Genomic DNA, 25,644 nt, shown 5'->3' with positions numbered 1-25,644 from the left:
GGCGCATCGACCGCCAGAAGCGCCCCGCGCAAACCCTGGCCCCTGTTGCAGTTTTTGTTGGCGCGGCATTGAGGAAATCGCCCGCTCGTCCGGAAGACATAGCAGTCGCAACACTTTCTTCCGTACTTTCTGGGATCGACCCGATGGCGAGCCGCCACCTTTCCTCTCCGTTCCGCATCACCGCGCCCCTCTCCGCGCGGCCCACCGCCCCCCGCCTGCTCCCGCGCCGCGCCGCGCTCTGCCTGGCGCTGGGCGGCGCCCTCCTGGCCACCTCGCCGGCGCCAGCCCAGGTAGCGCCGGCGCCCGCCGGGGCGCAGACACCGGTGCGCACCTACCAGATCCCATCCGGTCCGCTGGACCAGACCCTGACCCGCTACGCCAGCGAGGCGGGGATCGAGCTGTCGGCCGACGGCGCCCTGACCCGCGGCAAGACCAGCCCCGGCCTGAATGGCGCCTATTCCGTGCAGGACGGCTTCGCCACCCTGCTGCAGGGCCAGGGCCTGCGCGTCGCGCGCGGCGCCAACGGCGCCTATACGCTGCGTCCGGCGCCCACCGCCGACAGCCCCGCCACGCTGCCGGCCGTCACCGTCACCGGCCGCCCCGAAACGGCCTGGAGCCCGGTGGACGGCTATGTGGCCAGCCGCAGCGCCACCGGCACCAAGACCGACAGCAGCATTCTCGAAACGCCGCAGTCGATCTCCGTCGTCACCGCCGACTTCATCCGCGAAACCGGCGCCTCGCGCCTGAAGGAAAGCCTGGCCTACACCCCGGGCATCAACACCCTGCCCTGGGGCGCCGACACGCGCTTTGACTGGACCATCATCCGCGGCTTCGACGCGCAGACGCCGGGCTACTACCTGGACGGCCTGCAGCTGCGCAACAACAACAGCTGGGCGGTCTGGCAGACCGAGGTCTACGGCGCCGAGCGCATCGAGGTGCTGCGCGGCCCGACCTCGGTGTTGTACGGCCAGAACGGCGCGGGCGGCATGATCAACGTCGTCAGCAAGCGTCCCACCGACGACCCCCTGCACGAACTGGAAGCGCAGGTCGGCGACCATTCGCGGCGCCAGGTGGCCGGCGACTTCTCGGGCCCGCTGGATGACAACGGCAAGGTGCTCTACCGCATCACGGGCCTGGCGCGCGACGCCGAGCTGCCCGCCAGCGGCCTGCCCAACGACCGGTTCTTCATCGCGCCGGCGCTGACCCTCAAGCCGTCGAGCGACACCACCCTGACCCTGCTGTCGCACTATCTGCGGGTGCGCGACGGCAGTTCCTACGGCAGCTTTCCCGAGATCGGCACGCAGCTGCCCAATCCGAACGGGAAATTCTCGCGCAATACCTATGTGGGCGAACCGGGCTTCGACCGCTTCAACCAGGAACAGTGGATGGTCGGCTATCTGCTGGAACACCGCCTGAACGACACCTGGACCGTGCGCCAGAACACGCGCTACGGCTACACCAGCGTCGATTACCGCCAGGTCTACGTGCGCGGCGGCTTCGCCACGGTCAACCCCGCCAACCCGGACGACCCCGCCAACTTCCGCCTCCTGGAACGGTTCCCGTTCGGCAGCCAGGAAAACGCGCGGCTCTTCACCATCGACAACCAGGCGCAGGCCAAGGTCGCCCTGGGCGACTGGACCCACACCTTCCTGTTCGGACTGGACTACCAGCGTTCGCGCAATTACCAGCGCACCTACAACGACGGCGTGGTCGCGCCCATCGACGGCTATTCGCCGTCCTACGGCAGCCCGGTCGAGACCGCCGCGCCCTGGTTCGACGCCACCACCCGGCTGGCCCAGACCGGCTTCTACCTGCAGGACCAGATCAAATGGGGCAACTGGGTGGCCACGCTCGGCGGCCGCTACGACAAGGCCAGCGCGGACGTGGACAGCAACATCGACGGCTCCCGCACCAAGATCTCCGAGCACCATTTCAGCAAGCGCGCCGGCCTGGTCTACCTGCATCCGAGCGGCATCGCGCCGTACTTCAGCTACGCCGAATCGTTCTCGCCCACCGCCACCATCGACCCGGTGACCAACAGCCCGATGCGGCCGGAAACCGGGCGCCAGTACGAACTCGGCATCCGCTACGAGCCGCCCGGCGGGCGCAGCCGCTACAGCGCGGCGGTGTTCGACCTGCGGCGCCACAACTACATCACCTATACGCCCGAGTTCCTGCCCAAGCAGACCGGCGAGGTGCAGGTGCGCGGCCTGGAGCTGGAGGCCGCGTTCCGGCCGCTGCCGCAGATGAACGTGGTAGCCGCCTACACGTACACGCCCAAGGCCGAGGTCACGGCCAGCAGCACGCCCAGCGAAGTCGGCAAGCAGATGCAGGCGGTGTCGCGCAACCAGATCGCGCTGTGGACCGACTACCGCTTCGCATCCGGCATCAAGATCGGCCTGGGCGCGCGCTACACCGGACCGAACTGGGGCTACCAGGAGTCGGCCGCGGAGAAGCTGCCGGGCTACACGCTGTTCGACGCGATGATCGGCTACCAGGTACAGGGCTGGAACCTGGCGCTGAACGTGCGCAACCTGGGCAACAAGACCTATCTCAGCAATTGCAGCGCGGGCGCCTGCCGCTATGGCGATCAGCGCACGGTGCTGGCGACCGCGACCTACCGCTGGTAGGCGCGGCCGGATCGAGCGCGCGCGGCCCGCGTCAGCGGACCGCTTCCGTATCCGGCTCGGTCACCACCGCGCGCGGCCAGGCCTGCAGCGTTGCCAGGTCGAGGAAGGTGAAGTAGCCGTCCTTCCAGCCCTCGGTATCGATGTGATAGACGTTGCCCAGCGCCAGCGGCGCGGCCACCGGCGTGTGGCCCGCCACCACCGCGCGCACCCCGAGCACGCCGGTGCGGTCCAGTTGCCGCAGCCGCTCGCGTGACCACTGGCAGGTAGCGCTGGTGCGCTTGTAGCGATCCTGCAGCGCCGATTCCAGGCGCGGCCAGAACAGCACCGGACAGTCGGCGTGCAGCAACCCGACCGCGCCCGCCGCGGTTTCCACCTCGATCGCGATCGGCAACTGGTCGAAGGCTTCGGCATAGACCTGCTGGCGGTCGGCCGGCAGATCCAGGAACCAGCCGCCGCCGTAGCCGCGCCAGTTCACCACGTCCACCTGCCCGGTGCGCACATGGCGCACGGCATAGTCCTCGTGGTTGCCCTGCACCGCGTAGAACCAGGGCTGCGCCAGCCACTCCAGCGCGGCCTCGCTCTCCGGTCCCCGGTCGACCAGGTCGCCCACGGAAAACAGCCGGTCGCGGCTGGCGTCGAACCCCATCCGCCCCAGGCTGTCCTGCAGGCGGGTAAAACAACCGTGCACGTCGCCCACCGCGAAATCACGGCCCAGCTCGTTGCGCGGCACTTTCAGAAAACGTTGCTGCATGATGATCCAGCCCGCCCAATCGGGCCCATGTTTCTTTTTAACCCGCTTTTATGCGTCCCCGATTACACCTGGCTTTCACACGCGCATTCGCAAAATTGCGTTACGAGAATAGCTATTATTCGTGATAATGTTCCGTCTTTCCCAAAATCCATCCTGAAGGGGGCCGCGCCAGCCGCCCCGCCGTCGCCATGACCGCCGCCTCCACCATCAAAACCTGGTACCTGGTCCACAAGTGGACCAGTCTGGTCTGTACGATCTTCCTGCTCATCATCTGCCTGACCGGCCTGCCGCTGGTGTTCCACCACGAAATCGAGCACTGGCTCGACGATGCCAAGCCCTTGTCGGACGTGCCCGCCTCGACCCCGCCGGCCAATCTGGACACCCTGGTCGAGCGCGCCAAGTCCATGTATCCGGGCGAAGTGGTCGACTACCTGTTCTTCGATCCCGACGAGCCCCAGGTCTACGTCGGCATGGCCAAGAAGCCTGGCGACGGCCAGGTCTCCGGCCACGCGGTGCGCATGGACGGCCGCACCGGCGACGTGCTGCTCGACGGCCCGCTCTACACCCAGGACCGCTTCACCTTCATGGGCATCATGCTGTCCCTGCACGTCGACCTGTTCGCCAGCCTGCCGGGCGAGCTGTTCCTGGGTTTCATGGGTCTGCTGTTCTGCATCGCCATCGTTTCCGGCGTGGTGCTGTACGGCCCCTTCATGAAGAAGCTGGAATTCGGCACCGTGCGCGCCGGCCGCTCCACCCGCCTCAAATGGCTCGACCTGCACAACCTGCTCGGCATCGTGACGCTGGTGTGGGCCTTCGTGGTGGGCCTGACCGGCGTCATCAACGAACTGTCCACGCCGCTGTTCCGCCTGTGGCAATCCACCGAACTGGTGCGCATCCTCGAACCCTACAAGGGCCAGGGCGTGCCGGCCGAACTGTCGTCGGCCCAGAGCGCGGCGGACACCGCGCGCAAGGCCCTGCCCGGCAACGAAGTGTCGTTCATCGCCTTCCCCGGCAACGCCTTCGGCAGTCCGCACCACTACATCACCTGGATGCGCGGCGCCACGCCCCTGACCTCCAAGATGAACACGCCCGTGCTGATCGACGGCCGCAGCGGCGAGCTGACCACCATCGCGAAAATGCCCTGGTACCTGACCGCGCTGGAATTGTCGCGTCCGCTGCACTTCGGCGACTACGGCGGCCTGCCCCTGAAGATCATCTGGGCCGTGCTCGATCTGATCACCATCGTGGTGCTGGTCAGCGGCCTCTACCTGTGGCTGGCGCGGCGCCGCGCCACCGAAGCCCGCATCGCCGAACTGGTGCGCAAGCACCAGGCCGCCGCCACCCCGCAACGGAGTCCCGCATGAGCAAGAAATCCCCGCGCGGCTTCCTGTTCGTCTGGGGCGTGCCGATCCTGCTGGGTGTGCTCAGCATCTTCGGCCTGCTGGCGGCGCTGCTGGGCACCGGCGCCTGGCACTGGGCCTCGTGGACGGCGCTGACCATTCTGCTGGTGGTCATCGTGCGCTACTGGTTCTTCCCGCCCAGGCAACCCGAGGCGTAGGGCCGGTCGATACGGGAATCCGCCTCGCGCAAGCCCCAGGCACGCCGGCGGCGCCCGCCGCCCGCGTCCGTCCTACTTGCCGAACTTCTCCGGATCGGGTCCCAGGCGGGGCCCTTCCTTGATGGCGTCGATCGCCGCCATCTCCGCGCCCGACAGCTCGAAATCGAACACGTCGATGTTCTCGCGGATGCGCGCCGGCGTCACCGACTTGGGGATCACGATCAGGCCGTGCTGCAGATGCCAGCGCAGCGTCACTTGCGCCGGCGACTTGCCATGCTTGCGCGCCAGCTCCAGGATGGTCTTGTCCTGGGTGATCTTGCCTTGCGCCAGCGGACTCCAGGACTCGGTGGCGATGCCATGCCTGTCGTGAAAGGCGCGCAACTCGCGCTGCGCGAAGCCCGGATGCAGTTCGATCTGGTTGACCGCCGGCGTGACGCCGGTGGCATCGATCAGCCGTTCCAGGTTGGCCTGGGTGAAATTGGACACGCCGATCGAACGGGCGCGGCCATCTTCCTTCATCTCGATCATGGCGCGCCAGGCGTCCACGAACTTGTCGCTGCCCGCCACCGGCCAGTGGATCAGATACAGGTCCACGTAGGCCAGGCCGAGCTTTTCCAGGCTTTCATCCATCGCCTGGTGGGCGGCATCGAACCCGTGCCTGTCGTTCCACAGCTTGGTGGTGATGAACAGATCCTTGCGCGCCACGCCCGCCGCGCGCAGCCCGGCGCCCACGCCGGATTCGTTACCGTAGATCGCGGCGGTGTCCACCGAACGGTAGCCGGCCGCCAGCGCTTCCTTGACGCTGGCCGCGGCCTGGTCATCGGGCACCTGCCACACGCCCAGGCCCAATTGCGGAATCTTGCCGCCGTCGTTCAGTTTCACTGTGGGTACCTTCGCCATAAGACCCTCCGAAGCTTGCGACGCGACGCTCGCGCGGCGAAATCGCGCCAGGTCGCGCAGCCAGGGATGTTGCCGGGCGTACCCCTGGCCTACTGTTGATGACGGGCCCGCCCTGCTGCGCCCGTATGGAAAAAAACAATGCGAAAACCGGATGGAAAACCCCCGGGAGTGATACGTCCATCCCAGGGGTTTTCAACCAGATCATAGCGCTGGTGCCGGATAATGGGCCTTTTCGGGGCTCGTCACCCCCCAATGGAACCCTGGCCCGCCCCTGCCTGAGCCGCTCTAGCCTCCCATGACCGCACCTGATCCCCGCACGCCCGGACGCGGTGGCTTCGCCACCCTGCGCACCCTGTTTCCGTACCTCTGGCCGCCCGGCCAGGCAGGCCTCAAGGCGCGCGTGGTGGCCGCCCTGCTTTGCCTGTTCGCCGCCAAGGCGGCCACCGTGTACGTGCCGGTGCTGTACAAGCACGCCATCGACGCCCTGGGCGAAGGCGCGCCGGGCGCGGTGACGGTGCCGCTGGGCCTGATCCTGGCCTATGGCGGCGCGCGGGTCCTGTCCCTGCTGTTCTCGGAACTGCGCGACGCCCTCTTCGCCCGCGTCGGCCAGCACGCCATCCGTTCGGTCGGCCTGCGCATCTTCCGTCACCTGCACGGCCTGGCGCTGCGTTTCCACCTGACACGCCAGACCGGCGGCCTGACCCGCGCCATCGAGCGCGGCACCAAGGGCATCCAGACGCTGCTGTCGTTCCTGCTGTTCAACATCCTGCCGACCTTCTTCGAGATCGGCCTGGTCTGCATCGTGCTGTGGCGCATGTTCGACGCCTGGCTGGCGCTGGCCACCGGCGCCACGGTGATCCTGTACATGGCCTACACGCTGGCCGTCACCGAATGGCGCGCCAAGTTCCGCCGGCTCATGAACGAAACCGACTCCGAGGCCAACACCAAGGCCATCGAGAGCCTTCTGAACTACGAGACGGTCAAGTACTTCGGCAACGAGGAACACGAAGCGCGCCGCTACGACGCCTCGCTCACCCGCTACGAGCGCGCCGCGGTGCGCAGCCAGGTCAGCCTGTCGATCCTGAACGTCGGCCAGGCCATCATCATCTCCGCCGGCCTCACGCTGGTGATGTGGATGGCCGCGCGCGGCATCGCCGCGGGCCGCTACACCCTGGGCGACTTCGTGCTGGTCAACACCTACCTGCTGCAGTTGTACTCGCCGCTCAGCTTCTTCGGCTTCATCTACCGCGAAATCAAGCAGGCCATGATCGACATGGAACGCATGTTCGAACTGCTGGGACAGGACCGCGAAGTGGCGGACCGCCCCGGCGCGCAGCCGCTGCGCGTGGAAGGCGGCGCGGTCGAATTCCGCGACGTGCGCTTTGGCTACGACGAACGCCGGCCCATCCTCAAGGGCGTGAGCTTCACGCTGCCGGCCGGCAAGACCGTGGCCGTGGTCGGCACCTCGGGCGCGGGCAAGTCCACCATCGCGCGGCTGCTGTTCCGCTTCTACGACGCCGACGCCGGCGCCATCCTGGTCGACGGCCAGGACATCCGCGACGTCACCCAGGCCAGCCTGCGCGCCGCCATCGGCGTGGTGCCCCAGGACACCGTGCTGTTCAACGACACCATCCGCTACAACATCGGCTACGGCCGTCCCGGCGCCACCGACGCCGAAATCGAGCACGCCGCCCGGCTGGCGCACATCCACGACCTGATCATGGCCATGCCCGACGGCTACCAGACCATGGTGGGCGAACGTGGCCTCAAGCTGTCCGGCGGCGAAAAGCAGCGCGTCGCCATCGCCCGCACCCTGCTCAAGGACCCGGCCATCTTCCTGTTCGACGAAGCCACCAGCGCGCTCGACACCCGCACCGAGCGCGACATCCAGGCCAACCTGCGCGAAGTCAGCCGCGGCCGCAGCACGCTCATCATCGCCCACCGCCTGTCCACCGTGGCCGATGCCGACGAGATCATCGTGCTGGAGGATGGCCGCATCGCCGAACGCGGCCGCCACACGTACTTGCTGGCCGCGGGCGGCCTGTATGCCGCGATGTGGACGCGGCAGCAGGAAAACACCGCCGCGCCGGCCGATTGACAAGCCCCGCCCCCTGACCCAAGATCGCACCCTTTGATTCCAAGGCCTTCCATGCAGGATTCACGCATCGCTCCCGAAGTCCGCGTCTGCGCCGCCACCGACCTGGTCAATGGCGGACTGGGCGTCAAACTGCCGGTCTCCGACAGCGCGGGGCAGACCACGGCGTTCTTCGTGCGTTACCAGGACCGGGTCCATGGCTATCTGAATCGCTGCGCCCACGTGGGCGTCGAACTCGATTGGGAAGGCAGCTTCTTCACGCGCGCCGGCGACCTGATCATGTGCGCCCGCCACGGCGCCACCTATCAGCCCGACACCGGCCTGTGCGTGGGCGGCCCCTGTAAGAACGGCCGCCTCACGGTGCTGACGGTGCAGGAGCGCGACGGCGCCGTCTACTGGCAGCCCAGCGGCAAGATCCAGCCGCTCGCCAGCGGCGGCTGACCCGTCAGGCGCGGGCCGGCGCGGCCTCAGGCGCGGGCCGGTTCGGCCGCCTGCGCCGGTTCGGCGCGATCGGCGTAGCGGCGCGCCAGCACCGCGCAAACCATCAGCTGCATCTGGTGGAAGATCATCAGCGGCAGCACCACAATGCCCATCTGCGAGGTGCCGAACAGCACCGTCGCCAGCGGAATGCCGGACGCCAGCGACTTCTTCGAGCCGCAGAACACCAGCGTGATCTCGTTCTCCTTGGACAGCCCGAGCCTGCGGCTGCCCCACGTCGTGATCAGCAGCACCGCCCCCAGCAGCAACGCATTGACCAGCACCATGGTCGCCAGGTCGATCGCCGGGAACGCGTGCCAAATGCCCTGCGCCACCGCTTCGTTGAACGCGGTATAGACTGCCAGCAGGATCGAACTGCGGTCCACTTTCGACAGGACGCGGCTGTTGCGCTGCGCCCAGGCGCCGATCCACGGCCGCAGCAGGCTGCCCACCGCGAACGGCAGCAGCAGCTGCAGCAGGATGCGGCCGGCATCGGCCAGGCCGTGACCGCCGCCTTGGCGATGCAGCAGCACCGCCACCAGCAGCGGCGTCAGCACCGTGCCCAGCAGGTTGGACGCGGTCGCCGCGCAAATGGCGCCCGGCACGTTGCCGCGCGCCATCGAGGTGAAGGCGATCGACGACTGCACCGTGGAGGACAGCGTGCACACGAAGATCACGCCCAGCCACAGCGACGGCGTCAGCAGCCCGGGAAACACGGCCCGCAGCGCCAGCCCCAGCGCCGGGAACAGGATGAAGGTGCAGCCCAGGATCAGCGCATGCAGCCGCACGTCCTTGACCCCGGCCACGATCGCGTCCGTCGACAGGCGCGCGCCGTGCAGGAAGAACAGCAGCGAAATCGCCACGTTGCTGGCCACCATCATGAAGGACGCGCCCTTGCCCACCGCGGGGAAAAAGCTGGCGAACGCCACGGTGGCAATCAGGATGAGGGTGAACGGGTCGGGCAGGAAGCGGCGCATGGCGGGAGGTTTCCGGGAAGGTTGCGGAAACTATAGGCGCGCTGCTTGCTATCGTGAAGGCCACTGGTTACTGTAACTGCTATCGGAATTTCCTATAGGCAGGCCGCCATGCTCAATCCGCTCTGGCTCAAGACCTTCGCCACCGCCGCGGGCGCGCCCAGCTTCAGCGAGGCGGCGCGCCGCCTCGGCCTGACCCAGCCCACGGTCAGCGAACACATCCGCCAGCTGGAGCTGGCGCTGGACCGCCGCCTGTTCCTGCGCGACACCCATTCGCTGGCCCTGACCAGCGACGGCCGCAGCCTCTTGGTGCATGCCGAGATCATCCTCGACGCGCACGAGCGCGCCGAGCGCCTGTTCGACGCCCCGCGGTTGCGCGGCCGCGTGCGGCTCGGCACCTCCGACGACCTGGCGATGGGGCCACTGCCCGACGTGCTGGCCGCGTTCCGACAGGCGCATCCCGAAGTGGAGCTGGACATCACCATCGGCGTCACCAGCGATCTGTACCGACTGCTGGACGACAACGGCCTGGACGTGATGATCGGCAAGCGCCGTCGCGGCGACCGCCGCGGCCAGACCCTGCACAAGGAAGCGTTGCTGTGGCGCGCCCGCGAAGGCCTGCGCCTGGCGCCCGAGGCGCCGCTGCCGCTGATCCTGCTGCGCGAGCCCAGCGTCACCCGCAGCCTGGCGCTGGATGCGCTGGCCCGCGCCGGCCGCGGCTGGCAGATCGTCTGTACCAGCACCAGCTATGCCGGCTGCCAGGCGGCCGCCCGCGCCGGCCTGGGCATCACCGTGCAGCCCTCGCACCTGTCCACCGCCGGCCTGGCGGCGCCGGCCGGCGCCCTGGCCCTGCCGGCGCTGCCGCAGGTGGAGTTCATCGTCATCTCGGCGCCCGCCCCCAACAAGCCGACCCGGGCGCTGACCGAGATCCTGATGCGCAGTTCGCTGACCTGAGCCTCCGCCCGACCGGGCCGGCGAGCGCGTCGATGGTTCACGCTGCCGGCCGCGTGTGCCGCACGCTGCCTTCCAGCGGCTGCGGCTGCTTGAGCAGGTTCAGGATCGGGCACCACTGCTCCACCGCCTCATGCACGGCACGTACCGCCCCCTCGTCGGCCGGCGACACGATGTGCGCGGTGTAGCGGATATTGTGCGGAAAGAACGGCACCTTCTCGTAACCCGGTTTGCCGCCGCGCGGATCCAGGTCGCCTTCGATCTCCACCTCCAGCGAGTCCAGCGGCAGTTCCAGCTCTGCCGCCTTGATCAGGAAGATGTGCGTCAGGCAGCTGCCCAGCGACCCCAGCAGCAGTTCCGGCGAACTCGGTCCCAGGTCGTAGCCGGCGAAATCCGCCGGGCTGTCGCTCACCACCTGGTGGTCGCGGATGCGGATGCGACGCACCCCGCTGCGGCCCTCCGCGCTGACATGCGCGCGCAGCTTCACCGGTGTCACGGTACGCGGATCGCGCGCATTGCGCGCCAGCACCGCCTCGCGCTTCTGGCCCAGGTATTCGTTCAAGGTACTCATTTGCCTGCCTCGCTTGCGTGAAAAAGTGGAAAAAAAACCCCGGCCGCCACGCCGCGCGCCAACGCTTCATGGCCCGCGCCGCGTATCCGGGATGTCAATGGGGGAACGATCCATCGCCAGCAACAGCGCCCCCAGTCCCTGGGCCGACGTGTTCTCCATGCGACCGCCGGGACCGCAGACGTTGTCCGCGCTGGTCCAGGCGGGCGCCGCGCCCGGCAGGCGCCGGGCCCGCAGCCAGCCACGGCGATCCACCATGAACTGCGCGCCCGCCAGCGCCTGCGGCGGCAGGCCCGCGGCCAGCGCGTAGGCACGCCAGGCGGTATCGTCCGGCGCCACGCAATCGGCATCCTCCGGAGGCGGACCGCCGCGCGTCAGCGCCACGGTCAAGAGGCGCGGATCCTGCGGCTCCCGGGGCGCGCCGGGCGCGGCCGCCACCACCCGCACGGGCAGGCCGCGCAGGCCGGACAGCGTGGCCGCGCGTCCATCGCGGCAGGTCAGCACCACCACCGGCGCGGGAATCGCCGGCATGCCCGCGCCACCGCCGACCCCATAGGCGTGCACGCGCAGGTAGTCCAGCACCCGCCAGCTATCGTCGGCCGTCAATGTTTCGGACGAACCGGAAACGGGCGGCGCGCCTGCCGCGCGGCCGCCGGACTGCCTGCCGCCCGCTGGCGCGCTGTTGGAGATCCCCTCCCCGTTACGGGCGTCGCCGCCATATGCGCCACTGCCATGGCGGGCGCCCTCCCGCGCCAGGCGCCAATGCAATTCCCCTTCCAGGCGGTTGTCGAACAAGGCCGGCCCCAACACGCTGGGCCAGGCCGGCAACCCGGCCGCGAGCGGCCCGCGGCCATCCGCCCGCTCGCCATGGCAGCCTGCGCAGTGGCGCTGGTAAAGTTGCGCGCCCTGTAAAAGATTGCGATCCGAGAACAACAGGGGCGAACGCTGGTAAGAGGTGGCCGTTGCCTCCGTCAGCAGCATCCGCGGCGCTGGCCAACTGGCGCTGGCCAGCAGGCCAGCGGCCGCCGTCAGCCACACCAGCCTGCCGCGCCGCGCGAACAGCGCGCCCACCAGCAGCCCCAGGCCCACCGCCGTAAGTCCCGCCGCCAATCCCAGGCGGCGCCAGGTATGCGTGCCGACAGGCAGATCCGGGTCATAGCGCCAGGCGAACGGCCAGTGCGCAATCGCCAGCGCCTCCTCCGGCTGCCAGGCAATCGCCAAGGCCAGCAACGCCGCCAACGATGCCAACGCCCCCAGCACCATGGCGCCAGCCCGGCGCGATGCCGTGCGCGCCGCCGGCGCCGGCATGCGGCTGTGCAACCAGGCGGCCGCCAGCGCCGTCAGCAACAACAGCGCCGCGACGGCCAGGGCCAGATGCCCCAGCCGCGATCCGAGCAGGCCCGGCACGCCCTGCGCCCGCTGCCAGGCCAACGCCAGCACGCCGCCCACCGACGCCAAGGTCAGCGCCGCCAGCCAGGGCAGCGGCAGGCCGGCCGTGATCTCCCGCCCGCGCCGGCGCGCGGCCGCCAGGCACGCCAGCATGCCCGCCGGCGCCGCCAAGGCCGCCAGCGCCAACGCCGCATTGCTCACCACGTCGCATCCAGTCCCAGCAAGGCCAGCGCCTGGCGCCGCAACTCGGCCAGGCGCGGATCGCCGCGATGGCGCGGATACGGCAGGTCATTGACGATCTCGTCCTTGATCCTTGCCGGCCGCTCGCTCAGCACGATGATGCGCGACGCCATGAACAAGGCCTCCTCCACATCGTGCGTCACCAGCAAGGCGGTGAAACCGCTGCGCTGCCACAGTTCCACCAGCTCGGACTGCATCGCGATCCGCGTCAGCGAATCGAGCTTGCCCAGCGGCTCGTCCAGGATCAGGATGCGCGGATCGTTCACCAGCGCGCGCGCCAATGCCGCGCGCTGCGCCATGCCGCCCGACAGTTGATGCGGATAAGCCTGGCCGAAGGCCGCCAGGCCCACGCGCTGCAGCGCGTCGTCGACGCGGGCGCGCTGTGTCTTCAACAGACCCCGCGCCTGCAGCCCGAGCGCCACGTTGTGCCAGACCGTGCGCCATGGATACAGCGTCGGATCCTGGAACACCACGATGCGCGATGGCGATGGCCCGTCTATTGGCTCGTCATCGGCCAGCAGATCCCCCTGCGCCGGCGGCTCCAGCCCCGCCACCAGCCGCAGCAGGGTCGACTTGCCACAGCCGCTCGGACCCAGCAGCGCAACGAACTCGCCCGGCCGCACCTCCAGGTCAATGTCATCCAGCACCGGCAACGCCGCGCCGTCCAGCTCGAAGCGATGGTTTACGCCACGCACCGCCAGCGCCGCGCCGCGCGCCGCGGATGCCGCCGTGCCTTCCCGTGCCGCCGCTACCATTTCACCACTCCCTTCTGCCAGGCCAGCAGGCGGTCGCGCCCCGCGAACAGCAGCGTGATCAGACCCGAGAACACCAGCGCCATCACGATCAGCGCGCCGTACATGTTGGCGTACGAGGCCCACCCCTGGGCCCACGACAGATACCAGCCCAGGCCGGACTTCACGCCCATCATCTCTGCCGCGACCAATACCGAAAACGAAGCGCCCAGGCCCATGAACAGGCCCACGAACACCTGCGGCAACGCCGCCGGTATCGCCACCCGCAGCACCAGGAACCACTCGCTCGCGCCCATCGTCCGGGCCACGTCGTAGTAGGCGCGGTTGACGCCCGCCACCCCCGACCAGGTCAGCACCGTCACCGGGAACCAGGTCGCCAGCGCGATCAGGAACACGGCCGCCGACCAGCTCGACGGGAAAAAGAAAAACGCCATGGGCAGCAGCGCCGTCGAAGGCACGGGCCCCAGGAAGCGCAGCACCGGGTGCACCCAATACCCGAGGCCACGCGACCAACCGATCGCCACGCCCGTCAGGAAACCCGCCGCCGCCCCCAGGCCGAAGCCATTGGCCAACAACCAGAGCGAATTGGCCAGGCTGTCGGCCAACCGCTTGTAGTCGCTAGCGTAGACCTCGATCAGCGACTGCGGCGGCGCGAAGAACGGGCTGGGCAGCAACGCCAGCTTGGCCGTCGCGATTTCCCACAGGCCCACCGCCACGGCCAGCGCCAGCAGCCAAGGCCCGGCCCGGTGCAACGCGCGCACCGGGCGGCGGCGCGCCCCGCCGGCCACCGCCGCCAGCAGCAGCACGGCCGCCAGCACCAGCGTCGCCACGCCAAACTCGCGCGTGTAGCCCCAGGAAGTAAAGCCCACCTCCACATTGGGCCAGCGCAGCGTCACCGCGCCCACCACCGCCCACAGGGCGGCGGCGGCCACGCCGGTCTTCCACAGGCGCCAGGGTTGCGCGGCGGCCGGCGCGCCGCGTAACGCCCCAACCGCCAGCGTGTCAGCCGAGGACATTGGGCACCACCGCTTGCGCGTACTTGTTGATGTCCAGGTTGGCGCTCAGCACCTTGATGGTCTTCAGGTCCTTGGCGTAACCGACGATCTCCTCGCGCAGCGCGCCGCCGGTCGACGCGTGGCCATGGCTGTGGCTGCGCAGGATCGCCGCCACGCGCTCGGCCGGCACCTTGCCCGGCACATAGGGCGCGAAGATGCGCGCGGTCTCATCGGGATTGGATGCGGTCCAGCGCTGCGCGTCGATCACCGCGCGGGTGATGGCGGCGGCCGACTCGGGATCGTTGCGCACCAGATCGCCGCGCAGCCCCAGCACGCAGCAGGTACGGTTCTCATAGTCGCCCTCGATGTTGGTGGCGACCTCGCGCAGCTTGTTGTCCTCGCGCAGCGTGTAGATCAGCGGGTCGTCGCCGGCGATGGCATCGACCTCTCCCTTGCGCAGCACTTCGCCGAACAGGTCCTGCGGATACTGGCGCCAGTCCACCGACTCCGGATCGATACCCAGTTGCGCCACCCGGATGGCGAAGAAGTTCTTCACCGGGCTGGCCTGGTCCGAGACCGCCACGCGGCGACCCTTCAGGTCCTGCACGCGCTTGATCGGCGAATCGGCCGCGGTCAGCAGGCGCATGCAGCCGCCATGCGTACCCACCGCCAGCTTCACGTCAAAGCCCTGCTCCAGCGGCTTGAGCCAGCGCAGCGCCATGCCGATGCCGCCGTCGGCGTGGCCGGTGGCGATGGCTTCGAGCAATTGATCGGTCGAGCCGCTGAAATTGATACGCTCGACCTTCAGGTTGTACTTGTCGAAAAAGCCGCGTTCCAGCGCCACCGAAACCGGCGACTGGCACACCGCGGTCTGGCTCCATGCGATCTTGTAGGTGCGTGGCGCGCCATTGGCCGCCAGCACCCGCGATCCCAGCATGCCCAGCGGTGCCGCAAGGCCCGCCGCGGTTGCCGCGCGCAGCAATGCGCGTCGCGAAATGCCGCGCGCCGCATGGGCGCGCGTTTGGACGTTCGTATTCATCAACCTTCCTTTTGAGCAGACTGTGAATGGCGATGCTTGCCATGCGGCATCATCGGCCCGTGCTCAGGCGTTCGACAAATACAAAGTGGGGATAACAATATGGGCGGCGGCGCCTCCGGCGACCGCCGCGCTCAAGCGCCGCTAGTCCGGCAAGTGGTCGGGCACGCCGTGCTCGTCCACGGACTTGACGCGATCCAGCGCGTTGCGCGCCGCCGACATCGCTTCGACCGCGCCGCGAAAGCGGCGCGTGATGAAAATCTCGAAGGCCAGGCTTTCGGGCTCGTCCTCGGCCTCGGCTTCGTCACAGGCCTCCCGCGCGCCCGCGTCCTTGGCGGCCGTGTCCGCCTTCACCGGCAGACGCCGCGTTTCCAGAAAAGCGCGCGCCGGAATACGTCCCTCGGGTTGCGTCGCGTACGCCACGACGGAAAAACCATTGATGATCTTCTCGGCCATACCGGTTCCTTATAGGCCGCGCCAGTGAACGGCGCAGCATGTTGTTAGCGACAACGGCCCGTCATCGGGAAACTTAAGCACGCGTGAAACGGCCCCGATTGATTCGCATCAATCGGGGCCGTGGGATCGCAACGATGCACGCGCGTTTATTTTGTCGACGATATCGCCGGAAGGCGGGCGCGCACGTATTGCGCCACCTGCGCCAGCACTTGCGACAGATCGGCGCGCAGCGATTCAAAGCCCGCATTGCGCTCGCGCGTCGCCTCGTCCATGTACAGCGGACGCCGGATCTCGACCTGCAGACTGTGCCGGTTCAACGCCGGCTGGCCGATCTGCGCGATCAACTGCACGCCCTTGTAGGGGTCGTTGCGCGCCACGGTATAGCCGCGGTCGCGCAGCGCGGTCTCGATCAGGGCGATGAACTCGGGCTCGCAGGTGGTGCCGTCACGGTCGCCCAGCACGAAATCGGCCAGTGGATGCGCGCTCTCGCGGCCCAGCCGCGCATAGGCATCGTTGGGCATCGAGTGCAGGTTCAGATGCCAGACCGCGCCGAAATCGCGTTGCGCGGTTTCGATGGCCTGTGCCAGCGCCGCATGATACGGCTCGTAGTACGCCTGGATGCGGTGGCGCACTTCGGCCAGCGACAGCTTGCGGTCGTAGATCGGCGTGGCCTTGTCCATGCGGCGCCAGATCAGGCCCTTGCCCAGCCGCGTCTTTTCGCCGGGGTCGAGCGGCTCCGGCCAGGGCTCGGCCAGCAGCTCCGGATCCAGATCGCGCAGCGTGCGGTTGGGATCGATGTAGACGCGCGGAAAGTGCGCCGCCACCAGCGTGGCGCCCAATGCCGGCGCCGCCGACCACAAGGCGTCCACGTGCGTGTCCTCGCCCTGGCGCAGCTGCGCCAGGCTGGCCGCGGCGCCGAAATCGGCGGGATATCGCTCGCCGCTGTGCGGCGAATCACACACCAGCGGCAGCGCCGGCGCGGTCGGAGCATGCACGGAAACGGCTTGGAAGTCGGCGTTCGTCATCGTCAGTCAGCCTGGATGTTGGCGGCCTTGGCGACTTTGGCGTAGCGCGCCAGGGCCTGTTCGATCTGGACCTTGAATTCCTGCGGCGTGGTCGGCATCAGCGTACCACCGACGTCCTCGGCCTTCTTGCGGAACTCCGGATCCTGCATCGCCGCGCGCACGGCCTGGTTCAGGCGCTCGACCACCGCCGGCGGCGTGCCGGCCGGCGCCACCAGGCCGAACCAGCCGCCCGTGCCCATGTCGGGATAGCCCAGCTCGATGTAGGTCGGCACATCCGGCAGCAGCGGCGAACGCTCGGCGCCCAACACCGCCAGCGGCCGCAGCTTGCCGCCCAGCACCTGCGGCAAGGTCGAGGACAGGTTGTCGGTGATGGCGTCCACCTGCCCGCCCATCACGTCATTGAGCGCCGGGCCCGCGCCGCGGTACGGCACGTGCAGCAGCTTGATGCCGGCCAGCATCATGAAGTTCTCGATGTTCACGTGCCCCAGCGAGCCCACGCCCGGCGAGGCGAAGCTGTACTTGTCCGCCTGGCCCTTGGCCAGCGCGACGAACTCGGCCATGTTCTTGGCCGGGACCTGCGGATTGATCGCGAAGATGCTGGGCACCGCCAGCACGTTGGCCACCGGCTCGAAGTCCTTGAGCGGGTCGTAGTTCATCTTGCGATAGACCGCCGGATTCGACCCGTGCGTGCTCATCGTCGCCATGCCGATGGTGTAGCCGTCGGCGGTCGAACGCGCCACCTGCTCCATGCCGAGCGAACCGCCCGCGCCGGCCTTGTTCTCGACCACGATGGTCTGCTTCAGGTCGCGGCCGGCGTACTCGGCCACCAGGCGCGCCACGATGTCGGTCGAACCGCCCGCGGCGAACGGCACCACCAGCTTGATGGGGCGGGAAGGATAGTCGGCGGCGTGCGCCGGACCAGCCAAGGAAAGCGCGGCGCAGACGCCGGCAAGCGCGATGCGCGCGGAACAGCCGAAAAAGCGGCGGGACATGGAGCGACTCCGGAAAAGGTGCAGGGCTTGCTGCGAGGCCGCCAGTGTCCGAACTTTACGTTCCGCTTTCAAACGACTATATTGCACGCCTTCATTACCAACGCTCATGCTAGGCCGCGCTCGCGGCCTGCTGGAACCCGCCGCGCCATGCGCCTGCATTCGCCGTCCATGTCCGAGCTGCACGCCTTCATGACGGCGGCGCGGCTAGGCAGCTTCACGCAGGCGGCCGAGATCCTGTGCGTAACCCAGGGCGCCGTCAGCCGTGCCATCGCCCGCCTCGAAGCCCATTTCGGCCAGCCCCTGATGCGCCGCAACGCCCATGGGCTGACCCTGACCGAAACCGGCCGCAAGCTCTACGAAGGCGGCCTGGCGCCGCTGCAGGCCATCGAGGCGCTCAGTGCCGAACTGCGCGCCGACGACCGCCGCCTGCGGCTGACGCTATCCAGCGTGCCGACCCTGGCCAGCGCCTGGCTGGTGCCGCGCCTGCCCGACTTCCATCGGCGCCATCCTGATATCCAGCTGGATTTCGCGGCCTATCGCCGCAACGAGGATTTCTCGGGCGCCACGCCCGACGCCAGCATTCTCTCGGGCGTGGCCGGCCAATGGCCCGGCTGGCAGGCCGACTACGTGATCGGCCGCGAAATGATCGCCATCTGCAGCCCCGCCCGGTTGGCCGCCCGTCGTGCCGCGGGCCTGTGGGACAGCCCCGCGGGCCTGCTCGGCGAGCCGTTGCTGTACCACGCCAACGGCCAGGACAATTGGGACCGCTGGTTCGAGGCCGCTGGCGTGCGCCGCGCCCCGCTCAAGCTTGCCAGCGGCTTCGACCAGGTCAGCATCCTGGTGCGCGCCGTCATGGCCGACATGGGCGTCGCCGTGCTGCAGCGCTGCCTGGTGCAGGACGACCTGCAGGCCGGCCGCGTGGCCGCCCCCTTCCCCGATCTGCGCATCGCCATCGCCCGCGGGTATCACCTGTGCGCCCCACCGCAACGGCGCGACCACTACGCCCTGGCCTGTTTCCGCCAGTGGCTTCTCGACACCGCCAGACAGGATCCCGAGGCTGGCGCCCTGCCCGCGGCCTGAACTTGCATCCGTACGTTACAAAACAAAACGGGCCCCAAAAAGGGGCCCGATCATGACAGGCGCTTGTGGCCGTTCGGCCGCGTCGTTCCGACGCCTCAAGGCGCCAGCTTGAACCCCAGATCCACGCCCCACTTGTCAGTCTCGCGCAGCCACTTGGCGCCGCAGTTCAGGCAGCGGAAGTGGTCCTCGCGGCTTTCCTCGCGGCCTTTCTGAGTCGGGTTGGTGAATCCCTGATGCCCCAGGTGGGCGTGCGGTGTCACACCCGCAAGCCCGGGGTTGATGCGTTGGCAAGCCAAGCACATAACGCTCATTGATGCTTCCCCACAAACATAGTTACTAAATTGTAAGGGATTTCACCAATGTTTTTCTATTAAAAGCTATCCCCGGCTAAACAAAAATTGTTAACGGCGCAATTAAACAACGGCGGGGAGCGCCGCCAGGCACGTCGCCAAGTGGTAGGGCGAGGTCGACGGCATGTCCGCGCGCACCACGGCGCCGCTGCCGTCCAGGCACTCGTGCCAGCCTGCGGCATGCAGGAAACGGGCGCGGAACCCGGCCAATGCCTCTGCCAGGGCCGCTCGCTCGCCCAGCACCGCCAATACCCGCAGGTACTCGGTCTGAGCCCAGATCCGGCGGATATCGTCCAGCACCGCGCCGCGCTCGTCCAACGCCGCCACGACACCGCCCGCGTCGACCCCATGCCCCCGGGCCCAGTGAACGCCGCGCGGCAGCGATTCGGCCAGGTCCAGGCCGTCGAACACCTCGGCCGACTCGCGCACCAGCGACAGCCATTCGAACTGGTGGCCCGGCTCGATGCGATTGCCGGGCGTGCCTTGCGGCAATTCCGCGATGCACTGCGTCGGCGCGCTCAGGAACGATTGGGTCATGGCTTGCGCCAGGCCCCGCAGGCGCGTGGCGAACCGGGCCGGTTCGGCAACCTGCGCCGCGGCCAGGTAGGCCTCGGTCAAGTGCATCATGGGATTCTGCGCCGGCCCGCGCAGCGGCTGGCGCCAGTCCGGGCTCAACGCCGCGTGGTACAGCCCGTCGGCGCCGCGAAAGCGCGACTCGATGGTCTCGGCGGTGGCCAGCAACAGCTTGCGCGCGTCGGCGTTGCGCGAACGCCGGAAATAGGCGGCGCAGGCGAACACGATGAATGCGTGGGTATACAGGTCCTGGGAGGTGTCCAGCGGCTGCCCTTGCGGGTCGACACTGTAGCGCCAGCCGCCATGCGTCTCGTCGCGGAATACGCGGCGCAGCGAGGAGAACAGGCGGTCGGCATGCGCGCCGGCGGCCGCGCCCGGCGCTTCGGCATAGACATACAACTGGCGCGCGCACGCCATGGCGCGATAACGCACTACCGGCAGCGGCTCGCCGGTGGCGGCATCCAGGGATTCGAATGGCAGACCCAGCGCGTCATTGAAGCCCCGCCCCATCCACATGGGCAGGATGACGGAGTCGAAATGCTCGCGCAAAGCGTTGATTTGCTCGGCCAGCGCGGAGTTGGTCTGTGCGGCAGTCATCTTGGAACGACGCAGGTCCGATGAGGACCGCTTGTTATGGAGCAGCGACGATAACCGAAATTTTCGCCGCCATCTCTGGAACGCCATTCTGAAAGTCATGCGCACACAGACCGGTACAGCCGTTCAACTTCCTGCAGGCGCGCCTGCGCCTAGCGGAAGATGTTTTCCTCGACCCAGTTCTGCGCGAAGATTTCCGCGCGATCGCGTGCCTCGTCCAAGGAGGCGCAGTTGCCCAAGTGGGAAAACGCGGCATCCACCTCGGTGCCGCCCTCAGCCGTTACCGTCAGCAATACGCCATATCCGCCGGTATCCATGGCCGCTGTGGAAACGTCGATCAGTACTTCCTGGTCACGATGCTGCATGTGCTACCTCCCAGTCGGTTACCTAAACGCGTGAACCACGCGTGACGTAGCGGGTGCAGAATTCCCGCGCAATGAATAGACCTGATTCCGTCACGCAAGTTCATCTTACCGGCGGCGCGCGGCGCGCGATACGTCCGGACGCTGCCAAATCGAACAAACCGTCTCAGGAGATTCCCGTAGCCCGCCCGCGCGTGGCGCCGCTTGATGACACACGGCGAGAACATTCGCAAGAAACGAGCGCAATTTCGCAGTAATGCGAGCAGTTCGTCACAAACCTGACTTGGAATGCGGGGAGAAAGAGAAAAACGGCCTAGCGCAAATGGATGGCGCCGGGTTCTTCCATGCGCAGCGCCAGCTTGCCTTTCTCGGTGATACGCCAGCCGCCGTCGGGGCCGGGGTCGATGCATCGCAAGGTTTGCAGCGCCTCGGCCACATGCGCGGGCACGCCGGTCTGGACGGCGCCCGGTTCCGAATTATCGGCAACGACGCGCAGCCAGTGACCCAGTTCACCCTTTTCGAAACGATGCAATGCCATGCGTGACTCTCAATTGAATGCCTCAACGATAGCACGCCACGATAGCGCGCCGCCCCTATGACGGCCGCAGCGCCAGGGGACGCTTCAGGCGCGCCGCCGCCGCCGACGCCGCCACGCTCAGGGCGATCAGCCCCAGGCCCAGCGCGAGGTCCGGCGAGATGCGTTCATGGAACACCACTGACGACACCACCAGGCCGATCACCGGCACGCACAGCATGGCGATCGACGTCGCCACCGGCGGCAGTTTCTGCGTCATGCCAAGCACCACGATGAACGTCAGCGCGGTGGCCAGCGGGCCGGTATACAGGATCACCGGCCAGGCATCGGGCACGGCCAGGAATGCCGGCGCGCCGTCGCGCAGCCAGGCCAAGGCCGCCAGCGGCACGGTGGCGATCGCGGTCTGCCAGGGAATCATGTCGGCGCCCAGCCGCACATGGCGGCTGCCGCGCAGCTGGATGATGTTGCAAGCCCAGGCGAACGAGGCGCCCAACAGCATCAGCAGGCCAACGGCCGCCTGCGCCTGCCAAGGGCTGAACGCCGGCGCCACGATCACGCCAATGCCCGCATAGCTGAGCCCGGTGGCGAGCCACTGCGCCGCCGACAACCGTTCCTTGAGCACCAGCGACGACAGTGGAATCACCCAGATCGAGGTGGCGTAGGCGATCACCGACGCCCGTCCCGGCGCAACGTACTGCAAGGCCCACAGCGCCAGCGCGGTGAACGCGCCCATCTGCAGCAGGGCCACGCCCAGCACCAACGGCCATTCCTGGCGCGTGGGCAGCCGCAGGCGGCCCAGCAACGCCAGCACCAACACACTGATCAGCGCGGCCGACCCGAAGCGGCTGGCCGCCAGCCAGAGCGGGCTCATGTGCGCCAGCCCCAGTTTCATGACGGGCCAGTTGCCGCCCCAGATCATGACCGCCCCCGCCAGGGGCAAGAAGTTGCGCAAGGTGCTCTGCCTGATCATTACTGCCACATCTACCGCTTGAATATTCCGTGCCTTGGCCGATTCGCCAAAGAAAGGAATAGTCTATAGGGTAAACCCCAGCACATTTCACCTCAATTCACCGTTGAAACGGGCATACTCGGCACAAATGCACTGCCCATCCACGAACCACAGGTCTGTTATGCCGGACATCAACCTGGATGCCACCGACATCCGTATCCTCAACGAACTCCAGCGCGACGCGCGCCTGACCAACGTCGAACTCGCGGCGCGCGTCAATCTATCGGCCTCGCCCTGCCTGGCGCGCGTACGCCGCCTGGAAACCGAAGGCCTGATCGACCGTCGCGTCACGCTGCTCAACGCGCGCAAGCTCGGCCTGAAGGTCAACGTGTTCATCCAGATTTCGCTGGACAAGCAGCGCAAGGCGGCGCTCGATGTGTTCGAACGCGAAATCGCCGTGCTGCCGGAAATCATGGAGTGCTATCTGATGTCCGGGGATGCCGACTACCTGATCCGCGCGCTGGTGCCCGACGTCGACGCGCTCGAACGCCTGATCGTCGAACACATCACGCGCATTCCCGGCGTGGCCAGCATCCGCTCGAGCTTCGCGCTCAAACAGGTGCTCTACACCACCGCCGTGCCGCTGGGCTAGCCGCCGTCGCGTGCCATGGCCACCCGCGCTGTCGCTGCGCTTGCGGGATCCCGCCGCCAAGCCCACAATAAAAAGCGTCCGGCCTCGGAGGCCGGCGCCCCTTCATCGCTTAGCAAGGAGTCCACCATGCCTGAAACCGACTGGTACCCCGGCAGCACGCTACCCGATCGTCAGGGCTACTTCGAAGTGGCATTCGACACCGGAGAGACCGAAATCACCCGCTACGGCATCCTGGGCTGGGAGCCCGCCGAGGACCGCGGCCGCATCCTGCGCTGGCGCGGCCTGGATCCGAAAATCGAAGCCGCCGAAATCGAACGTGAAAGCGCGGTGCGCGCCCACGGCGACGACATCCTGCGCTGACGCGCCCGCCTCCAACGCAAAACGCCGCGGCTTGCGCCGCGGCGTTTGTCTGTGCGCATCGTGGCGGCCGGACCGGCCGCCGCGATGGCCCTTACATATCGATCTTCGCGATCTTGGTGCCTTCCAGGGACACGCCCGCCATCAGGCCGCCGTTGTTGAGCACGAAGCCCACCACCGGCTGCTGCGCCGTGTTGGTGTCGATACGGCCGTTGGCGCCGATATTGACCACCGCCACGGTGGCATCCGCGCCCACCGTCCAGCCATTGCTGTTGCGGAACTTGTTCAGGGCCTCATCCGTCATGAACAGCACGAACATAGCCTTGGACTGGGCGCCGGCCTGGAAGCCGATCGAACCGGCCGTGGTGCTGTAGTAGCCGGCGTTGGCGCCGCCCACCCGCAGCACACCCTTGCCATGCTGCGCGCCGATGAAGAAGCTGCCGCTCAGCACATCCGGGAAGATCAGCACGCCCTTGGCGCGCGCGACCAGGTCCTTGGACTGCGGCGCGGCTTCATAAAGCTTGCCCAACGACGCATTGGCCGCGCTGTTGATCGACTGCCGCTGCTCCTGGGCGGAGGCGTTCGATTGCGGAGTGGTGGTGGTGCAACCGGCGAACAGCAGGCCGGCCACGCTAATGGTCGCGGCGGCCATACCGACGCGGCGCAGGACAGGAAAAGTGTCAAACATGGAACTCTCCTTTTTTGTTGTCTTCCGTTGGTTACTCTACCGGCCCCAAGCGCCGGCGCAAGGCACATGATGTGATAAACGAAACAAAACCTAGCGCGCGCATGACCCGCCGACCTGCCCGGCGGTCACGGACAGCTCAAGACAGCGCGGCCTTTCGCCCAGTCGCCCGAAGCAACATTTGGTAGGGCAATCCGCGTCTCGATACTCGTCCGCAAGCGGATCGACACCTGACCGCGACCGCCGCATTTTTCACAGGATTCCATAACGCGGCTCGCCCGTCGCCGGATCGACCGACATGATGCCGGACAACACCAGTTCGGCATGCCGCCGCGCCACGCCGACATCGGCGAAGGTCACGAAGCGCGGCAAAGACCAGCGCTGCCGGAAAGCCGCATCGCCAGGCCGTGACACGCTGATTTCTATCGCCAGCACACCGGCGTCGAGACTGACGACTTCGCACTGCACTTCGAAGCCGTCGATGTGACGCTGTGGCCACCCTTCCATGTCCTCCACTCCTGAAATCCGTTTTTCCCGACCGAAATATGCCAATAAAAAACGGGCTTGAAAAGCGAAGTTTTCAGGGGGTTATGACGTACTAGAAGGGGGGGTGCCAACGCATCTGGACAAGCCCGAAAAGGCCTCGAAATCGGGCCTTTTCCGCTGCCGGCACGCACGCGCGCGCGAACACTCGCCGGCCATGCCGGCGCGACGACACAGGGCGTCGGATCTCAACGCGCCGGCGGATGGATCCATTGCGCGTCCCACAAGGCCTCGCCGCGCTGGAGCGTTGCGGCCAGTTCCTTCTTGCGGCGCAATGCCACCGCCGCCAGCAGCGCATTGCAGACCGACAAAGCCGCCACATACGAATCGAACGGCGAGGCGCTGGAGGTGCGCGCCAGCAGCACGTGGTGTGCCTGCGCCGCGGCCGGCGCGGCCGCCGAGTCGGTCACCAGCACCACCTTGCCGCCGCGCTCGCGAAAGACCTTGACCGCATTCGCCGCCGCCACCGAGTAACGCCGGAACGTGAAGGCCAGCAGCACGTCCTGCTCGTCCAGCCACAACAACTGGTCTTCCAGGAACAGCGGGCCCGCGGCGGTCATGGCACGCACGCCGGGCAGGCACAGATTCAGATACAGCGCCATGTGGCTGGCCAGCGGCGCCGCCTGCCGCAATCCCAGCACATGCACGCGCGCGCGGCGCTGCGTCAGCAGGCGCACCGCGGCCTCGAACGCCGCCGCGTCAATCGCGGCAAAGGTCGTTTCCAGGTTGTGCTGGTCGTGCAGCAAGGCATTGCGCAGGCAGGCCTGCGCCGACGGATTGTCGAGTCCGACCGCGTCGGCGCGCTCGCCCGGCGATGCCAGCCGCGCCGTCAGCTCGGCGCGCGCCTGCATCTGCGCCTGCGCATAGCTGTCATAGCCCAGCTTGGCCAGGAGACGCACCACGGTGGAGGCGCTGGTGCCCACGTTGCGCGCCAGCGCCGTGGCGGATTCGAGCAGGCCCTGGGGATAACGCGCCTGCATGTCGTCGACCAGGCGCCGTTCGGTCTTGGTGAGTTTCTTGTCGTAGGCGGCGATGCGCTGGTGCAGATTCACGGTGCGGGCGGACTCCAAGGTGCCGGGCGCGCCCCGGCTAGGTGATAACCCCAAATTCAACAATATTCATTGCAGACTATATTTGATTCTGCAACGTTCCTTGCAGAATAGACCGAACCGTTC

The 25,644-nt window shown here is 67.8% G+C and carries 28 protein-coding genes; 9 read left to right on the top strand and 19 right to left on the bottom strand.

Going from position 1 to position 25,644, the window contains the following annotated elements; all coding sequences use genetic code 11:
• Nucleotides 1–143: 143 nt before the first annotated feature.
• A complete protein-coding gene (locus ABFG95_RS24885; protein WP_348995003.1) occupies nucleotides 144–2,630 on the top strand; it encodes a TonB-dependent siderophore receptor in 2,487 nt (828 codons plus the stop codon).
• A 31-nt stretch (nucleotides 2,631–2,661) separates the two neighbouring features.
• On the opposite strand, the gene ABFG95_RS24880 is transcribed toward ABFG95_RS24885, so the two are convergent.
• Nucleotides 2,662–3,381 carry a metallophosphoesterase gene (locus ABFG95_RS24880; RefSeq protein WP_278991036.1) on the bottom strand — a complete coding sequence of 240 codons (720 nt, stop codon included), beginning with the start codon at nucleotides 3,379–3,381 and terminating at the stop codon, nucleotides 2,662–2,664.
• Nucleotides 3,382–3,569: 188 nt separating this feature from the next.
• Here ABFG95_RS24880 and ABFG95_RS24875 point away from each other — a divergent pair, with 188 nt between their 5' ends.
• Both ABFG95_RS24875 and ABFG95_RS24870 read left to right on the top strand, forming a co-directional pair.
• Nucleotides 3,570–4,745, top strand: coding sequence for a PepSY-associated TM helix domain-containing protein (locus ABFG95_RS24875; RefSeq protein WP_049074948.1), 1,176 nt, complete (start codon nucleotides 3,570–3,572; stop codon nucleotides 4,743–4,745).
• On the top strand, nucleotides 4,742–4,939 hold the full coding sequence (locus ABFG95_RS24870) for a hypothetical protein (protein ID WP_054418019.1): 198 nt from the start codon (nucleotides 4,742–4,744) through the stop codon (nucleotides 4,937–4,939). Before ABFG95_RS24875 ends, ABFG95_RS24870 begins: the two co-directional genes overlap by 4 nt.
• A gap of 72 nt (nucleotides 4,940–5,011) precedes the next feature.
• Here the strand turns inward: ABFG95_RS24870 and ABFG95_RS24865 are convergent, their stop codons facing one another.
• Complete coding sequence (locus ABFG95_RS24865) at nucleotides 5,012–5,839, bottom strand: aldo/keto reductase (protein WP_049074951.1); 828 nt, start codon at nucleotides 5,837–5,839, stop codon at nucleotides 5,012–5,014.
• A gap of 295 nt (nucleotides 5,840–6,134) precedes the next feature.
• Here ABFG95_RS24865 and ABFG95_RS24860 point away from each other — a divergent pair, with 295 nt between their 5' ends.
• Together ABFG95_RS24860 and ABFG95_RS24855 are read left to right on the top strand one after the other, a co-directional pair.
• Nucleotides 6,135–7,937 (top strand): ABC transporter ATP-binding protein/permease, encoded by a 1,803-nt coding sequence (locus ABFG95_RS24860; protein ID WP_348995002.1) that lies wholly within the window; start codon nucleotides 6,135–6,137, stop codon nucleotides 7,935–7,937.
• 51 nt (nucleotides 7,938–7,988) lie between these two features.
• Nucleotides 7,989–8,375, top strand: a complete 387-nt coding sequence (locus ABFG95_RS24855) for a Rieske (2Fe-2S) protein (protein ID WP_054432323.1) — start codon at nucleotides 7,989–7,991, stop codon at nucleotides 8,373–8,375.
• 26 nt (nucleotides 8,376–8,401) lie between these two features.
• Here the strand turns inward: ABFG95_RS24855 and ABFG95_RS24850 are convergent, their stop codons facing one another.
• Entirely contained in the window at nucleotides 8,402–9,388 is a 987-nt protein-coding gene (locus ABFG95_RS24850; protein WP_348995001.1) for a bile acid:sodium symporter family protein, read from the bottom strand.
• A 108-nt stretch (nucleotides 9,389–9,496) separates the two neighbouring features.
• Here ABFG95_RS24850 and ABFG95_RS24845 point away from each other — a divergent pair, with 108 nt between their 5' ends.
• Nucleotides 9,497–10,339: a LysR family transcriptional regulator gene (locus ABFG95_RS24845; RefSeq protein ID WP_059269839.1), complete on the top strand. Its 843-nt coding sequence runs from the start codon at nucleotides 9,497–9,499 to the stop codon at nucleotides 10,337–10,339.
• A 37-nt stretch (nucleotides 10,340–10,376) separates the two neighbouring features.
• On the opposite strand, the gene ABFG95_RS24840 is transcribed toward ABFG95_RS24845, so the two are convergent.
• From ABFG95_RS24840 to ABFG95_RS24805, 8 genes are all read right to left on the bottom strand, one after another.
• Complete coding sequence (locus ABFG95_RS24840; RefSeq protein WP_063569748.1) at nucleotides 10,377–10,907, bottom strand: OsmC family protein; 531 nt, start codon at nucleotides 10,905–10,907, stop codon at nucleotides 10,377–10,379.
• A 66-nt stretch (nucleotides 10,908–10,973) separates the two neighbouring features.
• Complete coding sequence (locus tag ABFG95_RS24835; RefSeq protein WP_348995000.1) at nucleotides 10,974–12,497, bottom strand: c-type cytochrome; 1,524 nt, start codon at nucleotides 12,495–12,497, stop codon at nucleotides 10,974–10,976.
• Complete coding sequence (locus ABFG95_RS24830; protein WP_049074962.1) at nucleotides 12,491–13,288, bottom strand: ABC transporter ATP-binding protein; 798 nt, start codon at nucleotides 13,286–13,288, stop codon at nucleotides 12,491–12,493. The genes ABFG95_RS24835 and ABFG95_RS24830 overlap by 7 nt, the downstream gene beginning before the upstream one ends.
• Nucleotides 13,282–14,301 (bottom strand): ABC transporter permease subunit, encoded by a 1,020-nt coding sequence (locus ABFG95_RS24825; protein ID WP_049074963.1) that lies wholly within the window; start codon nucleotides 14,299–14,301, stop codon nucleotides 13,282–13,284. Before ABFG95_RS24825 ends, ABFG95_RS24830 begins: the two co-directional genes overlap by 7 nt.
• Complete coding sequence (locus ABFG95_RS24820; protein WP_049074964.1) at nucleotides 14,288–15,319, bottom strand: ABC transporter substrate-binding protein; 1,032 nt, start codon at nucleotides 15,317–15,319, stop codon at nucleotides 14,288–14,290. Before ABFG95_RS24820 ends, ABFG95_RS24825 begins: the two co-directional genes overlap by 14 nt.
• 141 nt (nucleotides 15,320–15,460) lie before the next feature.
• Nucleotides 15,461–15,772 carry a hypothetical protein gene (locus ABFG95_RS24815; RefSeq protein ID WP_049074966.1) on the bottom strand — a complete coding sequence of 104 codons (312 nt, stop codon included), beginning with the start codon at nucleotides 15,770–15,772 and terminating at the stop codon, nucleotides 15,461–15,463.
• A 146-nt stretch (nucleotides 15,773–15,918) separates the two neighbouring features.
• The gene (locus ABFG95_RS24810) at nucleotides 15,919–16,797 is read right to left on the bottom strand and encodes an N-formylglutamate amidohydrolase (RefSeq protein ID WP_063582769.1); all 879 of its coding nucleotides are present in this window, start codon (nucleotides 16,795–16,797) and stop codon (nucleotides 15,919–15,921) included.
• A 2-nt stretch (nucleotides 16,798–16,799) separates the two neighbouring features.
• Entirely contained in the window at nucleotides 16,800–17,789 is a 990-nt protein-coding gene (locus ABFG95_RS24805) for a tripartite tricarboxylate transporter substrate binding protein BugE (RefSeq protein WP_059269836.1), read from the bottom strand.
• Between the two features lie 147 nt (nucleotides 17,790–17,936).
• Here ABFG95_RS24805 and ABFG95_RS24800 point away from each other — a divergent pair, with 147 nt between their 5' ends.
• Nucleotides 17,937–18,869 (top strand): LysR substrate-binding domain-containing protein, encoded by a 933-nt coding sequence (locus tag ABFG95_RS24800; RefSeq protein ID WP_049074979.1) that lies wholly within the window; start codon nucleotides 17,937–17,939, stop codon nucleotides 18,867–18,869.
• A gap of 95 nt (nucleotides 18,870–18,964) precedes the next feature.
• On the opposite strand, the gene ABFG95_RS24795 is transcribed toward ABFG95_RS24800, so the two are convergent.
• From ABFG95_RS24795 to ABFG95_RS24775, 5 genes are all read right to left on the bottom strand, one after another.
• Complete coding sequence (locus ABFG95_RS24795; RefSeq protein WP_049074981.1) at nucleotides 18,965–19,180, bottom strand: hypothetical protein; 216 nt, start codon at nucleotides 19,178–19,180, stop codon at nucleotides 18,965–18,967.
• A gap of 102 nt (nucleotides 19,181–19,282) precedes the next feature.
• The gene (locus ABFG95_RS24790) at nucleotides 19,283–20,389 is read right to left on the bottom strand and encodes an AGE family epimerase/isomerase (RefSeq protein WP_348994999.1); all 1,107 of its coding nucleotides are present in this window, start codon (nucleotides 20,387–20,389) and stop codon (nucleotides 19,283–19,285) included.
• Nucleotides 20,390–20,538: 149 nt separating this feature from the next.
• Nucleotides 20,539–20,751 (bottom strand): hypothetical protein, encoded by a 213-nt coding sequence (locus ABFG95_RS24785; protein WP_006218759.1) that lies wholly within the window; start codon nucleotides 20,749–20,751, stop codon nucleotides 20,539–20,541.
• Between the two features lie 310 nt (nucleotides 20,752–21,061).
• The gene (locus ABFG95_RS24780) at nucleotides 21,062–21,286 is read right to left on the bottom strand and encodes a hypothetical protein (RefSeq protein ID WP_049074984.1); all 225 of its coding nucleotides are present in this window, start codon (nucleotides 21,284–21,286) and stop codon (nucleotides 21,062–21,064) included.
• A 55-nt stretch (nucleotides 21,287–21,341) separates the two neighbouring features.
• Entirely contained in the window at nucleotides 21,342–22,253 is a 912-nt protein-coding gene (locus ABFG95_RS24775) for a DMT family transporter (RefSeq protein WP_063584136.1), read from the bottom strand.
• A 160-nt stretch (nucleotides 22,254–22,413) separates the two neighbouring features.
• On the opposite strand from ABFG95_RS24775, the gene ABFG95_RS24770 reads away from it, so the two are divergent.
• Nucleotides 22,414–22,884, top strand: a complete 471-nt coding sequence (locus ABFG95_RS24770) for an Lrp/AsnC family transcriptional regulator (RefSeq protein ID WP_006388018.1) — start codon at nucleotides 22,414–22,416, stop codon at nucleotides 22,882–22,884.
• A gap of 126 nt (nucleotides 22,885–23,010) precedes the next feature.
• A complete protein-coding gene (locus ABFG95_RS24765) occupies nucleotides 23,011–23,244 on the top strand; it encodes a hypothetical protein (RefSeq protein ID WP_049074990.1) in 234 nt (77 codons plus the stop codon).
• Nucleotides 23,245–23,335: 91 nt separating this feature from the next.
• Here the strand turns inward: ABFG95_RS24765 and ABFG95_RS24760 are convergent, their stop codons facing one another.
• The 3 genes from ABFG95_RS24760 to ABFG95_RS24750 form a co-directional block, all read right to left on the bottom strand.
• Complete coding sequence (locus ABFG95_RS24760) at nucleotides 23,336–23,929, bottom strand: YSC84-related protein (RefSeq protein ID WP_049074993.1); 594 nt, start codon at nucleotides 23,927–23,929, stop codon at nucleotides 23,336–23,338.
• A gap of 249 nt (nucleotides 23,930–24,178) precedes the next feature.
• Entirely contained in the window at nucleotides 24,179–24,433 is a 255-nt protein-coding gene (locus tag ABFG95_RS24755; RefSeq protein WP_054417999.1) for a hypothetical protein, read from the bottom strand.
• Nucleotides 24,434–24,657: 224 nt separating this feature from the next.
• A complete protein-coding gene (locus ABFG95_RS24750) occupies nucleotides 24,658–25,521 on the bottom strand; it encodes a MurR/RpiR family transcriptional regulator (protein WP_059269832.1) in 864 nt (287 codons plus the stop codon).
• Nucleotides 25,522–25,644 lie beyond the last annotated feature (123 nt).

The sequence above is a fragment of the Achromobacter sp. HNDS-1 genome, assembly GCF_040084795.1.
Lineage (GTDB): Bacteria > Pseudomonadota > Gammaproteobacteria > Burkholderiales > Burkholderiaceae_B > Achromobacter > Achromobacter ruhlandii.
This window is presented reverse-complemented; position numbering and strand designations above follow the sequence as displayed.